Origin of the sequence: uncultured Aquimonas sp., from assembly GCF_937888285.1 — a bacterium.
In the GTDB taxonomy this organism is placed as follows: Bacteria; Pseudomonadota; Gammaproteobacteria; order Xanthomonadales; family Xanthomonadaceae; genus Aquimonas.
This window is the reverse complement of the sequence record NZ_CALART010000062.1, coordinates 1-13,713: the sequence shown is the minus strand read 5'-3', so window position 1 is coordinate 13,713 and position 13,713 is coordinate 1. Positions and strand designations below refer to the sequence as shown.

At 68.4% G+C, this 13,713-nt stretch carries 14 protein-coding genes and 1 pseudogene; 4 read left to right on the top strand and 11 right to left on the bottom strand.

Features of this window, described 5'->3' with window-relative positions; translation table 11 throughout:
* The first annotated feature begins 40 nt into the window (after positions 1 to 40).
* A complete protein-coding gene (locus Q0654_RS12555; RefSeq protein ID WP_298854278.1) occupies positions 41 to 2,491 on the top strand; it encodes an AAA family ATPase in 2,451 nt (816 codons plus the stop codon).
* 64 nt (positions 2,492 to 2,555) lie between these two features.
* Here the strand turns inward: Q0654_RS12555 and Q0654_RS12550 are convergent, their stop codons facing one another.
* From Q0654_RS12550 to Q0654_RS12525, 6 genes and pseudogenes are all read right to left on the bottom strand, one after another.
* The gene (locus tag Q0654_RS12550; protein ID WP_036229047.1) at positions 2,556 to 2,786 is read right to left on the bottom strand and encodes a hypothetical protein; all 231 of its coding nucleotides are present in this window, start codon (positions 2,784 to 2,786) and stop codon (positions 2,556 to 2,558) included.
* A 117-nt stretch (positions 2,787 to 2,903) separates the two neighbouring features.
* A complete protein-coding gene (locus Q0654_RS12545; RefSeq protein ID WP_298854276.1) occupies positions 2,904 to 3,323 on the bottom strand; it encodes a hypothetical protein in 420 nt (139 codons plus the stop codon).
* Complete coding sequence (locus tag Q0654_RS12540) at positions 3,320 to 5,203, bottom strand: hypothetical protein (RefSeq protein WP_298854274.1); 1,884 nt, start codon at positions 5,201 to 5,203, stop codon at positions 3,320 to 3,322. The genes Q0654_RS12545 and Q0654_RS12540 overlap by 4 nt, the downstream gene beginning before the upstream one ends.
* Positions 5,204 to 5,213: 10 nt before the next feature.
* Positions 5,214 to 6,953, bottom strand: coding sequence for a hypothetical protein (locus Q0654_RS12535; protein WP_036229051.1), 1,740 nt, complete (start codon positions 6,951 to 6,953; stop codon positions 5,214 to 5,216).
* Entirely contained in the window at positions 6,950 to 8,140 is a 1,191-nt protein-coding gene (locus Q0654_RS12530; protein ID WP_036229053.1) for a tyrosine-type recombinase/integrase, read from the bottom strand. The genes Q0654_RS12535 and Q0654_RS12530 overlap by 4 nt, the downstream gene beginning before the upstream one ends.
* Positions 8,097 to 8,279: pseudogene (locus tag Q0654_RS12525) on the bottom strand (hypothetical protein); the annotation flags it as partial. The gene Q0654_RS12530 and the pseudogene Q0654_RS12525, both read right to left, overlap by 44 nt.
* A 167-nt stretch (positions 8,280 to 8,446) precedes the next feature.
* On the opposite strand from Q0654_RS12525, the gene Q0654_RS12520 reads away from it, so the two are divergent.
* Complete coding sequence (locus Q0654_RS12520) at positions 8,447 to 9,655, top strand: hypothetical protein (protein ID WP_298854262.1); 1,209 nt, start codon at positions 8,447 to 8,449, stop codon at positions 9,653 to 9,655.
* A 147-nt stretch (positions 9,656 to 9,802) separates the two neighbouring features.
* A complete protein-coding gene (locus Q0654_RS12515; protein WP_298854261.1) occupies positions 9,803 to 10,624 on the top strand; it encodes a hypothetical protein in 822 nt (273 codons plus the stop codon).
* A gap of 84 nt (positions 10,625 to 10,708) precedes the next feature.
* On the opposite strand, the gene Q0654_RS12510 is transcribed toward Q0654_RS12515, so the two are convergent.
* The 3 genes from Q0654_RS12510 to radC all read right to left on the bottom strand — a co-directional run bounded on the left by Q0654_RS12510 (position 10,709) and on the right by radC (position 12,271).
* A complete protein-coding gene (locus Q0654_RS12510; RefSeq protein WP_298854260.1) occupies positions 10,709 to 11,020 on the bottom strand; it encodes a hypothetical protein in 312 nt (103 codons plus the stop codon).
* A complete protein-coding gene (locus tag Q0654_RS12505; protein ID WP_298854257.1) occupies positions 11,017 to 11,325 on the bottom strand; it encodes a hypothetical protein in 309 nt (102 codons plus the stop codon). Before Q0654_RS12505 ends, Q0654_RS12510 begins: the two co-directional genes overlap by 4 nt.
* A 313-nt stretch (positions 11,326 to 11,638) precedes the next feature.
* Positions 11,639 to 12,271: a DNA repair protein RadC gene (gene radC, locus Q0654_RS12500; RefSeq protein ID WP_298854255.1), complete on the bottom strand. Its 633-nt coding sequence runs from the start codon at positions 12,269 to 12,271 to the stop codon at positions 11,639 to 11,641.
* Between the two features lie 549 nt (positions 12,272 to 12,820).
* Here radC and Q0654_RS12495 point away from each other — a divergent pair.
* On the top strand, positions 12,821 to 13,033 hold the full coding sequence (locus tag Q0654_RS12495) for a hypothetical protein (RefSeq protein ID WP_298854253.1): 213 nt from the start codon (positions 12,821 to 12,823) through the stop codon (positions 13,031 to 13,033).
* 132 nt (positions 13,034 to 13,165) lie between these two features.
* Here the strand turns inward: Q0654_RS12495 and Q0654_RS12490 are convergent, their stop codons facing one another.
* Positions 13,166 to 13,384: a hypothetical protein gene (locus Q0654_RS12490; RefSeq protein ID WP_298854251.1), complete on the bottom strand. Its 219-nt coding sequence runs from the start codon at positions 13,382 to 13,384 to the stop codon at positions 13,166 to 13,168.
* A gap of 34 nt (positions 13,385 to 13,418) precedes the next feature.
* Positions 13,419 to 13,713, bottom strand: a 295-nt coding sequence (locus Q0654_RS12485) for a Tn3 family transposase (RefSeq protein WP_298854249.1), incomplete at its 5' end; no start/stop codon positions are given.

Here is a 13,713-nt window from a genome sequence, read left to right as displayed (position 1 = left end):
CCCGTGAGAGCCTGAGGCATCTGCTTCCTCGGGGCTCTCCATGCAACCTCTCGCACTCACGCTCAAGGGATTCCGCGGCATTCGTGACGGCCTGGGCCGCGAGGAGATCACGCTGGACCTCGAGCGTCTGACCCAGGACGCGCAACTGATCGCCATCGTCGGGGCGAACGGTAGCGGCAAGTCGACGATCATGGATTGCCTCGTGCCCTACATCGGACTGCCGAGCCGAGCCGGGCTGGCGGGGGCGGGCGGCTTCTCCTACTACGATCATGTGTACCTGCCCGAAAGCGTGAAGGACCTGACCTGGGCGCATGAGGGCCGCTGCTACCGATCGCAGATCGTCATCCGCCTCTGTGGTCGCCGCCGCACCGAGGCCTATCTGCACACGCTCGACGACGCCGGTGGCTGGCAGCCGGTGCGGCTCGACGACGGCATGGTGTCCGACGGCCGGGTCGAGACCTATACCCGCTGCGTCGAGGCCATCTGCGGGAGCGCCGAGACGTTCTTCACCTCCGTGTTCGCGGCGCAGGGCAAGCGCCAGCTCAGCACCTATCGCAACGCCGAGATCAAGTCGCTGCTGGCCGACCTGCTCGGGCAGGAAGAGATCCAGGCCCTGGGTCAGAAGGCCGCGGAAACGGTGCGCCTGTTGAAGGCGGGGCTGGCGACCATCCGCCAGGAGCTGATCGGGCTCGACGCTGAGGGGGTGCGCCTGGAGGCGACACGCCGGCAGCTTGACGGAGCGGGCGAGCGCGTGTCGGCGGCCGAGCGTGCCAAGACGGCGGCACACGCCGCATTGGAGGCAGCGCAGGCGTGGCATGCGCGCGTGGCGGTCGAGCGAGAGCAGGTGCGGGCGACCGAGGCTCGCCGCGCACAGCTCGCGGCCGAACGCCAGTCCACCCTCGACACAACCGCGCAGGCTCGCCGTGCTCTTCAGTCCCGGGATCAAGCCGAGCGGCAACGGCTGGAGCGGCTTGACCAGCGGATCGCCGGACGGCTGCAGCAGGAACGCTCGCGGCGTCAGGCCCTGACCCTGTCCCGCCAGCGTTGCCAGGCAGTGCTTGCCGAGGCCGGCGAGGTACAGCGTGCGGAGAGGCGCCTGCCGCTGGCGCAGCGCGTGCAGGCGCTGCGCAGCGCGCTGACCGAAGCCTGTCGCGAGCAGACCCACGAGCTGACGCGCTGCCGAGGGGCGGTGCGGCTTGCCGAACAGCGCGTGGCAGGCATCGAGCAAGAGGCGGGACGGGCCGCGCTGAAAGCCGAGGAACTCGCGCGCCGGTTCGGCTTGACCGGCGAGGTGCCCTGCGTCGGCACGGATCTGCAGGGCCGTTGCAAGCTGCTGGGTGACGCGCGCGAGGCGCTGGCGCTGATCCCGAACGCCCAGGCCCAGCTGGCCCGGCTGGCCGGCGAGAAGGCCGAGGCGCGGCAGGAACTCCTCGCCGCGCGTCAGCGCTGCGAAGCGCTTGCCGGCGCACCGCAGAATCTGGCACGGGCCGAACGTCGCGAAGCCGTCGCGCGCGAGCGGGTGAGTCGCCTGGCCGTGATGTGCTCGAAGGCGCCGGCGTGCGCACAGGCACAGATGACATTGGTCGAGATCGAACAGGAGTTGCAGGCGCTGGGGCCCGGGGTGGCCGCCGATGCGGCTGGCGAAACCGCCGACGAGCGCGCCGAGCGCCAGCAGATCGCCGCGGCACGCCAGGCGGTCGAGGAGCAACTGGAACAACAGGCGAGGCTGGCCACGGCAGCGCTGGCGCGCCTGGATCACGCGCTCGCGTCGCTGCCGTCCGCCTTCGACGAGCGACAGGTGACGCAGGCCTCTCAAGCGCTGGGTGCGGCTCGGGAAGCCTTGAGCGCCGCCGAGCAATCGATGCTGACGGCGGTACGCGAAGCGCAGACGATCGAAGAGGTGTCCAAACAAGTGGCCGCTCTGGCCGAGCGCTGCGAGCGCGTTCGCGCGCGCAGCGCCCGCGTCGAGGACGAGCTGGGTAACTGGAACCTCTTCGCGCGCTGCATGAGCAACGACGGCCTGATCGCACTGGCGATCGACGATGCGGGGCCCGCGCTCTCGGCGTTGGCGAACGACCTGCTGCTGGCCTGCTACGGACCGCGCTTCACGGTGTCGATCCACACCTTGCTGGAGACCGCCAAGGGCGATCAGAAGGAGGGCTTCGACATCGTCGTGCACGACGGCGACACCGGCGAAAGCAAGAGCGTCAGCCTGATGAGCGGGGGCGAGCGCACGTTCGTGGAGTCATGCCTGACCCGCGCGATCGCGTTGTACCTGGCGCGAAACACCGGCCGCCGCTACACGACGCTGTTCACCGACGAGGCGGACGGCGCGCTGGACTCCCAGCGCAAGCGCATGTTCATGGCGATGAAGCGCGAAGTGCTGCGCCTGGGCGGCTACGAGCGCGAGTTCTTCGTCTCGCAGACGCCGGAGCTGACGGCGATGGCCGATGCCGTGATCGACCTCGACGCGCTGAAGGCGCAAGGATGAAAGCGCAAGGGTCCGTGTCCGCGCCGTAGCGGCCGCGGCCCCAAGCCGGCAGCGCCGGCGACGATCATTGCGGCTCGGCTCGTGGCCTGTGCGGATCGGCCGGGGCATGGAGACCGATTCCCCACAGGTATGCCTGATCGAGGATGTGCTCGCACGCAGGCTTGCTCTTCGCGAGCTGCTCCAGGGCGCACAGCAGGTGATCCGCAACGCCGCGGTGCTCACTCGCGACGGCCAGACTGTAGAGCCGCAAAAGCCCTCGCGCGAGGCGACGGCCGGATCCAAGGTCGCTGTTCATTGCGGACCTCCAAGCGGGGCACCACCACCCCGAGTGCTGGCAGCGTAGAGCTTGCCCCTGTGTCAAAGTCAACCCCCGGCCGCAGCTCCTCCCGGGGAGCGCGACTGCGGCGGAGGTTCAGCGCTGCAGCGAAACCACTTGGGGCTTGTGGGCGCGGCGCACTTCGGCCAACTCCCGGTCCCGCCGTTCGAGCTGGAGCCGCGTCTCCTGCCAGGCTGCGAAGTAGTGGTCGACCAGTGCCGCGAGCTTGGTGAGCTGCTCGCGCAAGGCGGCATTGTCGCGGCGCAGGCGTGCAGCGCGCCCGGCGTTGTCGGGGTGCCGAAGGTGCTTCTGATGGGCCGCGTGCAACGCCTGCACGACATCGGGGTGGTAGCGGTACAGCGCGTTGCGCGAGATGCCGGCCAGATCGCACAGGGCGGTGGCGGTCAGTGCCGGCGGCGATGCGCTGTCGCCTCGCTGTCGAACCATCGTCGTCAGCGCCTCGCGCAGGCGCTGGGCCGATGCGGTCTTGGTGGCGCCGCGCGCCTGCTTGGTCATGATCGCTCCTTCGCATCGCTGTCGATCGTGCGGATCAGCGACCTTGCCTCATCGAGTCGTGTGCGGACGAGACGCAGGGTCTGCCGCGGCAGGGCGGGCTCGTCCAGCAACCGCTCGCAGCGGTGGACTTGCTCGACCCAATAGGGTCGATGCCGCTGCGACACCGCGAAGTTCTTGCAGCGCGCGCAGGTCGACGGCTCGCGGCGAGCGGGGTTCGGGCCGGCCGCGTTGCCGAGGCAGGCGCTGTGCTCCTCACGATAGACGCAGAAGCCCCAGTCGCAGATGCCGAGCACGAGTCCCGCGTCCACCAGCAGGCGCGCGTAGCTTGCGAGGTCTTCCTTCATGCGCTTGCCCCGAAAGCGCGGGCGATTGGCCACGATCTCCTCGCCGGCGCGGCCGCCCAGGCCGGGTGCCGCCAGCATGTGTTCCCAGGCGTTGATCGACTGCTGCAGGATCTCGGCGTCGATCTCCTGGTTGAGCCGATAGTCGGAGCCGGCGTAGCCATGGTCGGTCTCGGCCCGCTCGCGATGACCGAGCTGCTGCGCCAACGCGAACAGGCAGGTCCTGTCGCGCAGCGCCGCGAACCTGGCGAAGGTCTTGCGGCCCTGGTGCGTAGAGAGCCTCCATGGCCGATCCTCGTGTGCGAGGCCCAGCCAGGCGGCAAAGCGCTGCAGTTGGATGTTGATCCGTGCGATCGAAGGGATCTCGAGCAGTTCGGGGCGCACCTCGTGCCACTCGGTCGCGCCGTTGCCGTGCCAGCGACGCAGCCACAGCTCGTCGCGTCCGGCGACGGCGCGGTGCCCGGCAGACAACGCTTCGAGCACGGCCACCGCCTGAACCGCGGCAGGAGGCGCGACCCATTCATGCGCGCGCCCGTGGTAGCCCGATTGGCGCTTGAAGATCGCTCCGACAATCACGGTGACGGGCTCGCCTGCGCCGTCGGCGCAGCGACGCTGCACGCAGCCGGCCTTCAGATGCAGGATCTCACTGACGCGCGGGCCAACCAGGTAGGAGATGACGGCAAAGCACGAGGCGTAGAGCAAGTCGGTGCGCAGAACGAGTTCGCGGACAGATCGCACCGGGGATTGCGCATCGGCGAAGCCGGCACTGGCACTTTGAAGCGCACGTGTCGCGCGTCCGGTGTGCGCATGGCCCGCACCGCGACCGCCGGCCGCCGCCTGCCGATACGTCTGCCAGGCGCGCAGGACGACGGGTGCGTCGCGCGTGACGATGTCGATGGCCAACTGTACGAGCTTCACCGCGACGGTGTCCGGCGTGTAGGGCCAGGGGTGTCGCATCCCCTCGTGATAGCCGGCGGCCCGGCGCTGATCTTGTCCAGCGAAGGGGTCGAAGGACAGGCTGTCGTCGAGTTCGCCGCCAAAGCGATGAAAGTACGCAAACAGGTACAGGTGGCGCAGCACGGTTCCCGGCGCGCGCGGTGAAGGGTGACCGGCCAGGGGGCGGGTGCGCAGCCACTGCTGAAACTGCAGTAATGCCGGCGGGTCAAGTTGGGCGAAGCGGCTGAAGCCCTCGCCGTCCATCCACTGCAGCAGGCAGCGCAAGGTGAAGAAGTACTGCGCCACCGTGCTCGGTCGCAGCGGTAGTCCGGTGAACATCGAGTGTGCTCGGATGAGTGCGATCAGTTGTCGGCTGGTCTCTCGCAGCACGGCGTAGCGCTCGTCGGTGAACCGCTGGCCGTCCTGCAGCTCGAAGTCCCAGCGCAGGCGCACAGGATGCCGTTCTTCCAACGCGTTCGCCGGCGCCAGTACCCAGACGTCGTCTTCCCACTTCGATTCAAGAAGGAACCATGTTCGATCGTCGGCGTGTTCGGCCGCAGGGTCGACGGGACGTTCGCTGGCTTGGTGCTGCAAAGCAGACATGGCAGCGCCCTCATCGCAGCTCGGGCAGCGGCGGGAGCTGCGGCAGCAGCGACTCGGCCGAAGCGATCTCGCGTGCGGCGAAGCGCGGCAGGATGTCTTCCTCGAGGATGCGCAGCTGAGGCGCGTAGAAGGCCTGCCAGCGCGCCGGATGCAGCGTCGCCGCCGCGGCGCGAAGGTGGTCATGTGCCTGGAGCAGCCGGGCCATGGTCAGCGGTTCCGGCGTGATCACGGCGTTCGGGCAGGTGAAGCAACCCATGAAGTTGGTACAGAGCTCGCCACCGCGGGTGCCCGGCGCGGCGCCGGCCAGCGGATCCTTGCAGTCGAAGCCGAACATCGACACCAGCTCGCCCGGCGGTAGCACGCTCGCCGCCGCCGCGGCTGCCTGCGGAGGCGGTGCGGTCGGCGAAGGAGTGAGGTGCTCGAGAAAGGCAGCCTGCAATGCGGCGATGCGCACGTGGTTGTGCCTTCGCACGACCGGCGCCTCGACGTAGCGAACGGTCGTCGCGATGTTGGCGTGGTTGGCCACCGCCCGCGTTCGAAGCAGATCGCCGCTGGCGCGGTAGAAGCTGCACAGGACGCTCGGCCGGATGCTCGCCAACGCGAACGCCGCCAGGCGGTGGCGGTCGCAGAATTGGGCGAGCAGGTGATGGACGGTGATGGTCGACATCGCGTTCACGGTGCGCAGCCCCTTGAAGATGAAGAGGCGGTCGCGCTGCGCCGGCGGCGCCAGCGGCCGCAGCCGCTCGTTCCAGGCGAGGATGTCCCTCACCAGTGCCGGCGGCTCGAACGCCGCGTCGCGTCCGAAGGTCCGCCGCTGCTGGCGCCCGGCGCGGGCCTTGAACCACACCAGCGCCTGGCGGTTCTCCAGTAGGGGAACGTCCTGCAGGCAGTCGCGCCCGAGTTCGGCGATGGGCTCGGGGTTGCCGGCCGCGTGGGTCAGGATGGCCAAGTAGTATGGCAGCAGCGAGACGGCACGCGGGTACAGGTACGGCTCGATCTGCTTGGCGCCGCCCCAGCGACGCACGGCGATCTGCAATTGATGGTTGCCGTGCTGTTCCAAGTCGAGCCTGCTGGGCATGATGCCGCCGAAGCGACGATCGACCTCGGCCAGAAGCCAACCCAAGGAGCCGGCCTTGCCGCCGTCGACGGCGCGCTGCGCAGCGGCCGATGCCCGCATCTCCCGCATGGCAGCGATGTCCGCTTCGCAGGCACGCAGGATGGCGCGAAGCTCGCGTGCTGTCAGCGTCGCGCGTGGGGGCGTGTCGCGACCCCGCCCGGGGAAGGGCGCGAAGGGATGGTCAATGCGGTCGACCAAATCGGGACGGCAGCGTTCGAGCCAGCGCAGCAGCTGGCGCAAGGCACCGTAGGTGTTGGCACGCGTGGAGACGGCCCAGGGCGTGCCGTCCGCGCGTCGTTGCGCGTTGAGCCATTCGATGTAGCGCACGAGCATGCATCGGTCCAGGTCCGCGAGCGACCTGACGGCTCCAGACTCGGCCGCGAAGCGGTTGAAGATGAGCACCGATTCCCAGCATGACTTGATGCCGCGCGGCGACCGAGCTCCGCAATGGCACCAGAACGCCTGCGCCAGCGCAAGCCGCACGTCCTCCGGCAGGGACAGCGACGAGAAGTCGATGACCGTCCGGCGAACCAGGCGAGGAGCGTCAAAGCGAGCGGGCTGCGCGTCGCGCACCGACGCTGCCACGGGCTCTTGCGACAGCGCCCGACGGATGCTCTGGCGCGGCGACTTCATGACGGCCCTTCCTCTGACAGCAGCGTCTCAAGCACGTCCTTGAGGACGCACGGATCGACAGCGACGGCGCGAAGGTAGCGGTCGGTCGTCTCGATGTGCTCGTGGCCGAGCAGCACCTTCACCACGATCAACGGGTTGATCTTGGCACCTCGGCCGGCCAGGTGTTCGAGTCTCGCGAGCAGCATGCAAGCGAAGGTGGCTCGCAGCAGGTGCGTGGTGGCCTTGAATCCGCAGGCCACACCCGCCTGGCTCACGGCTCGTTGATAGGCGTTCTTGCCCGCGGGTGCACCGCGGGCGTTGACGAACAGGGCATTGTGCTCGGCGATCCGCCCCTTGCGTCGGGCGCGTGCCAGCCAGGCGAAGCGATGGCCGCTGACGTAGCCGTCGGTCTCGTCGAGCAGGCTGGCCGGCGCGATCACGTGGCCGGCCTTGCGGCCCTTGCGAACGACCTCGATCGCGTGATGCAGCGTGGCTGACGCAGGGCGGTGGCCTATGTCGCTGACGCCGAGGCGCAGCAGTTCGCTGATGCGTAGGCCCGTATACAGCTGCCAGCGGGCCATCAGGTCGTAGGGCGGTGCGAGCTCCGCGAGGAGTTCGCGCGCCTGCTCGGAGATCAACGGCCGCGGCAGCTCCTCGTACTGCCGAAGGACGAAGAGGCTGCGTTCATGGGTCGGAGCGTGACTGGCCCGCGTAGGCCGGTGATGCCGTGCGAGCCGGAAGTCGCGCGTCTTGTCCGCCAGCGGCGAGGCGTTTAACCATTGCGTCCGAACTGCCCACTCGTAGAACCGGAGTACGCCACGAACGCGATGATTGATGGTCGTCGTCCGGTACGGGCGGCCGGTGTGGGGGCTCGGCTGCGCCATCATGCGGTTCCGATAGGCCACGAGGTCGACGGCGTTGGCGCTCTCCCACGGGATGTCGTTCTGCTCTAGCGTCTCGAACCAGTCGTAGAGGATCTCGGCGTAGGTCCTCAGAGTGTCGTCGGTATGGGCGCGTTGGACCGAGTGTTCATGCAGGAAGGCGACTGCCGGTTCGATCAACTGCCAGTGCCTAGTGAACAGAAGCGGAAATCCGGCGGGGCGAGGTTCGCGCACGGCGACATCGGTCGCCCGCTCGGCAGCGGTGCGCGTTCGCTCGGTCACCTCATCGGGGGTCGGCAGCGAGGCCTTGCGGATGATCTGCACCATGGGGCGCGCCCTTGCGATTCAGAAGCTTGACGGCTTCCACGAAGGTCACATCCAGGAGGTGAATCGCCAAGTCGATGGCGCCGCCTCCGCCATGCCTCGCACGCGTGTCGTACCACTTGGGACCCGTGGTCACGATCTCGAAATCGCCGCGGCGAGTGCACAGGTGCGCGTCGTCGCGATGCAGTCGCAGGGATCGGGCAGCAGCTGGCATCGCTCGAGCGCGAGGCGGGCCAGGCCGCGCTCCAGGCGGAAGACCTGAGCCGCCGCCTGGCCCTGAGCAACCGCGTGCCGTGCAGCGGCATGCCCATGCAGGGTCAATGCACCCTGCTGTCGGACGCACGCGAAGCGGCCGCGCTAGCGCCGAGCGCCCAGCAGCGCATCCGTCAACTCGCTGCGGAGCGGGACAGTCTTCGGCTTGAACTGCAAGCCCTGCAAGAGGCGGCAAGCCTCAACGTCGGCGCACCGCAGAGCCTGAGCCGGGCCGAGTGCCAGTCGAGGCGAGCCCTGGCCCGTCAGACGGCCTATGCCGCCTTGGCTGCGCGCGGGGCGGAGATGCGCCATGCGCGCGCGGGTCTTGTCGAAGCGGAGGGCGAACTCGCCGCTCTTCCTCCCGCTCCAGACCCGTCGGCCGGGGCGGACATCGCGATCGACACCGACTCCGAAGCGGCCGAGCGTAAGCAGATCATCGCCAGCCGGATGCGCGTTGCCGAGCGTCTCTCGCTGCTGGAAGCTCAGACCCAGGCGGCCATCCAGCGACTCCAGACGGCGATCGACGCGCTGCCGTCGCCGCTGGACGCCGCGCTGCTCGCAAAGGCCCGAGCCCAGGTGGAGCGCTGGCAGGGTGTCCTGGACGAGGCGGAGCGCTCGCATCTGGCCGCTGTCCGCGATGCGCAGGCGCTTGCCGCCCTGTCGGCCCAGATGGAGGAGCATGGCCGGAGGCGCGACGCAGCCGCGGCCCGCACGGCACGGGTGGAGCAGGAACTCGCCAACTGGCTGCTGTTCGCCCGCTGCATGGGCAACGATGGCCTGATCGCGCTGGCCATCGACGATGCGGGGCCGACCTTGTCCGGCCTGGTGAACGACCTGCTGCTGGCCTGCTATGGCCCGCGCTTCACGGTGGCCATCGAGACCCTGCAGGAGACGGCCAAGGGCGAGCAGCGCGAGGGCTTCGATATCCGCGTCTACGACGCAGATTCGGGCGAGGACAAGAGTGTCACGGCGATGAGCGGCGGCGAAAGGGTCTGGATCAACGAGTGCCTGGTGAGGGCCGTGGCGCTGTACCTGGCGCAGAACACCGGCCGGCGCTACGACACCCTGTTCTCCGACGAGACCGACGGACCGCTGGACCCGGAGCGCAAGCGCATGTTCATGGCGATGAAGCGGCGGGTGCTGGAATTGGGCCGCTACGCGCGGGAATTCTTCGTGTCGCAGACGCCTGAGCTGACAGCAATGGCGGATGCGGTGATCGATCTGGACGCGATGGCGGCGTTGCACTCAACCTCGTCGGTCGAGTAGAGCAGCGTACGCGGGGGGAATGGCGCGGTTGCGGCATCTCTGGTGAACACGGCCGGGTACCTGAAGCGCCAGCGCGACTCACGGCTTCAGGTACCGACGGATCGCGGCGCCACGAGTACTCTTTCGGACACCGAACGAGGATTCACGATGACGACGCATCCGTTCACACCCAAGCAGGCCCGCCACGCCTGCGAGCAGCTGTTGAAGGCCGACCGTGCCGACAAGACTGAGAAGTCGATCCTGCCCAGTGAAGTCAGGGTGATCGACCGACTGCTTGAACGAGGCCTCGAGCTGGAGGACGCCTATGCCGAGATCCATGGCAAGCTCGACCAGCATCCGCAGGCCCTGAAGGTCTTCTTCGATCTGGTGCAAAGCACGGCGGCGTTCTGGAGTCCTGAGTCGAATCAGGAGGCTCGCAGAGGAAGGGCCAGGCTGGTCGAGGTCAACCAGGAGATCGAAAGGGTTGCGGCTCACCTGGCCGAGCTGCTGGACGAGCGCACCGAGTTGAAGAACCATTCCGGGTTCTCTTGTGACACGCTCTACCACCCGGTGGACACGATTCATGCTGCGGCCGCACGGAACTACAGCTACGAACAGTGGGTGAAGGCGAGACTCGAAGCCCTGACAGGACAATTCGATCTCAAGTACTGGCCGCCGTTGAGCGCGGTGGCTCAGGCCATTGCAGATGATGCTGCTCGAGCGGCCCCCTATCCGCACGATGCGCTCACGGCGGCCGGTACCGAAGGGCCGCGTGCGAGCCTGGCGGACACGTTCAGGGCGTTCTTCGTCGCTATCGACGAGCAGAGCAGTCGGAACTTCGGGTTCCTGCCGCATTCCTTCGAACTCAGTGATCGCTGCGTCGCCAGCTTGCTGAGCTGCGCTCTGGGCCTGGGTCCGGACGAGGCGGTTGATGCGCCGTACGTGAAGCGCCTCCGGCAGCGTCAACGCGAACGAGCGGTGCAGTCGTGATTTGATCTGGCAGAAAGTGAAAGGGCGCCGGCCCCATCCCTGTCGGAATGGGCGCGCGGCGCCGGGGTCGATCTGTGGGCAGGGTCAGCCGGCCAGCAGCGTGACCGGCGGCCCGTCGGCCAGGTGGCGGACGATGCGATTGCCTGCGCGTCGACGGCCATCGCCCTCGACCTCGTCGACCAACTGCGCAGGCAGCCGAAGGCCGAGTTCTGCGACCTTGGCGCGCAAGGTCGCGATGTCCGTCCAGTCCAGCAGGGGCTCCTGCAGGCTGGTGTAGAGCATGTCGTTGCGCTCGTCGAGGACCTGGAGAAAGTAGTCCCCCAGGCGTCGATCGAAGCCGGCGACGATCTCGACGGGGCGTCCGTCGAGCGTCGCCGTCGCAAGGTGCTGGCTCATGGTCCGGGCTCCGCCGTGTCGAACACGGGCAGCCCGTCGATGATCGCCGCCTCGCGGTCGAACATCAGCCAGGCCACACCGGCGGACTCGGCCACCTCGAACAGCATGGCCAGATCGGGCTCCGACGGCACGCGGTACTTCGGTGCCCCGACATAGACGAACCCGCCGCAGTCGGTCGGGTAGGCGTTCACGGACAGATCGTCAACGGCGAGCTTGTTGCGCGTTGCCGAACTCAGATGCTTCAGGGACAGGCTGGCCAGCATCTCGGCCTGCTGTCGCAGGCCGGTGGCGGGCAGGGTATGCATCGTGGCTTCCTCCTCGGGATGAACTGGGAGATGTGGGGGATTCAGCCGCTGGCTTTCTGGTCGAGGGCGCACGGGGCGTGCGCTTCGAACGTCGGGCGCGGGCGAACGTCATGCCGCAGTCGCGGCAGCGAAACCAGTGCAGGCGACCGAGCGCGCCCAGGGGCACGCCGTGGCCGGCACAGCAGGGGCAGGTCGGGGGTCTTCTCTCCGACATGAGCATCCTTGGTTGGGGTGGGATCGGCGGGAAGGGCACCGCCGAGGCGGTGCCCTTCTCGCAGCTGGGTCGTGCAGAGCGTGACTGCCGCACATGGCGTCAGAGCAGTCCGCGCTCCGCGAAGCTGACGCACTGGTCGCCGGCGACGACGAAGTGGTCGATCAGGCGGATGTCCACCAGCGCCAGCGCCGACTTCAGCGTCTGCGTCAGGAACTCGTCCGCGCGGCTCGGCTCGGCCTGGCCGCTCGGGTGGTTGTGGGCCACCGCGATCGCGGCGGCGTTGCGGGCCAGGGCACTCTTGACCAGTTCCCGCGGATACACCGAGGTCTGGGTCAGCGTGCCCCGGAACACCTCCTCGTGGGCGATCAGCCGGTGGTTGGCATCCAGGTACAGCGCGAGGAAGACCTCGTGCTGCAGGCCTGCGCAGCGCAGTCGCAGCCAGTCCCGCAGGACCTGGGGCGACGACATCACGGGCCCCTGCGCCATCCGGTCACGCAGCTCGCGCATCAGCAGCTCGCGGGCGACACCGAGTCGGCGCGTCAGGAGCTGCTGCGTGTCCGGGTCCTCGCGGGGCGTCTCCCGGTCGCTGACGCGCAGCGCAGCCGGCATCGGGCCTGGCAATGGGTGAGCCTGCAGGCCCAGCATCTCTGCCACCAGGTCCTCCCGAGACGCATGGGCGGCATCGGGCAGGTCCGGCAGATTTTGAGGACCCAGGAAAGGGTGGAAGTTCATGGCGTTCTCCTCTCGTGGCGAAAAGGAAGACGGGAACGCCGTTCCCGGTGGGGACTGGTGTCCCCGCAAGGGAAGGATGTGCAGGCACACGACGGAACGTGGCCGGCACGGTGGCTCAGATGATCATCCGAGGCAGGTAACGACTGCGACGCCGCTGCCGCCGGTTTGGTCGGCATCGGGAACACTCCTGTTGGGAGTGGGTGTGAGCCCGGCAAGTCTGCGCCATCGGCGCCGTGGATTCAACCGGGGTGGTGCCAGCGACCGCGCCTTTGCCGCGCTTGCCCGCGCAACAGGCGCCAGGGTGCGGGCCTTGGTCGGTCATCGGGGCGCGAGGAGGTGGCACGGTTCGCCTGACCGTACACGCGTGTTCGCGCCGTGGTGGCCACACCACGGCCTGCTCGGATGTCCTGGCAGGCAGACCGCAAAAGTGACACCGCAGAGGCACTCGGCTGTCACTGCAGAAATTTCTTCGTCGCGGGCCGCAGCGGATGTGCACAGACCTGCGCAGGCACGCGAAGATGCGCGCCTTCCCGACAAGGCCGACCCGACATGCTGCGCACCGAAAACCAGCTTCGACTGACCCGACCCGAGCGGGCGCGGCTGGCCCGCATCACCGCCATCGAGCCGGGGTCCATCCGCAGCGTCGCGGACCTGCAGGCCTACGTCCGCCGCTGCAAGGCCCACTACTGGGGCCACTCCGAGGACACCCGCTTTCTGCACTGGCTGATCGAGCGTGAGGTGCAGTCGCTGACCGGACGCTGAGCGCCCGTCGCCCGGTTCGCAGTCTCGGAAGCAGAAACGCCCCCGGTGCTGGACCGGGGGCGTGGAGGGTGACGGCCGGGAGTGGATCTGGATCGCGCTGTCTGGACAGTCTCGAACGGTCGACCGAACGGCTCAGCGGAACACGCGCGGCTCGACGCTCGCTCCCCGCATGAACGCGAGGTACGCGCCGGCCTTGCCGATGTCGTCGAAGGTCGCCACGGGCTGCTCGTGCAGTACGACGGCCCAGGGACGGTCATCGTCATCACTGGCGCGTATGCGCAGTTCCGGCGGCTGCCAGCGCGGGTGGCGGTACAGGGGCAGGCCGGTGTCCCAGTCCATCAGTGCCAGCACAGGGGTCGCCTCAGAAAACGGAAAATAAAGCACGCTAAGCCGGTTGCAGCGGTCGTAGCGGCCTGAACTTGCCCGCGCCGATCTTGGCGCTGCTGCGCCAGAGGTAATCGCCGGTGAGGTTGATGTGCTCCCAACCGAGCGGCGACAGGTACTGCAACAGCGCGTCATCAACGGCATGGCCGTTGCCACGCAGCGCGTGCGCAGCCCGTTCCAGATAGACCGTGTTCCACAACACGACGGCAGCCGTTACCAGATTGAGGCCGCTAGCCCGGTAGCCGGGCCGCGCCGCTGCCGGATGATGGAGAGGTCGGTTTCGCTGAACGTGTAGT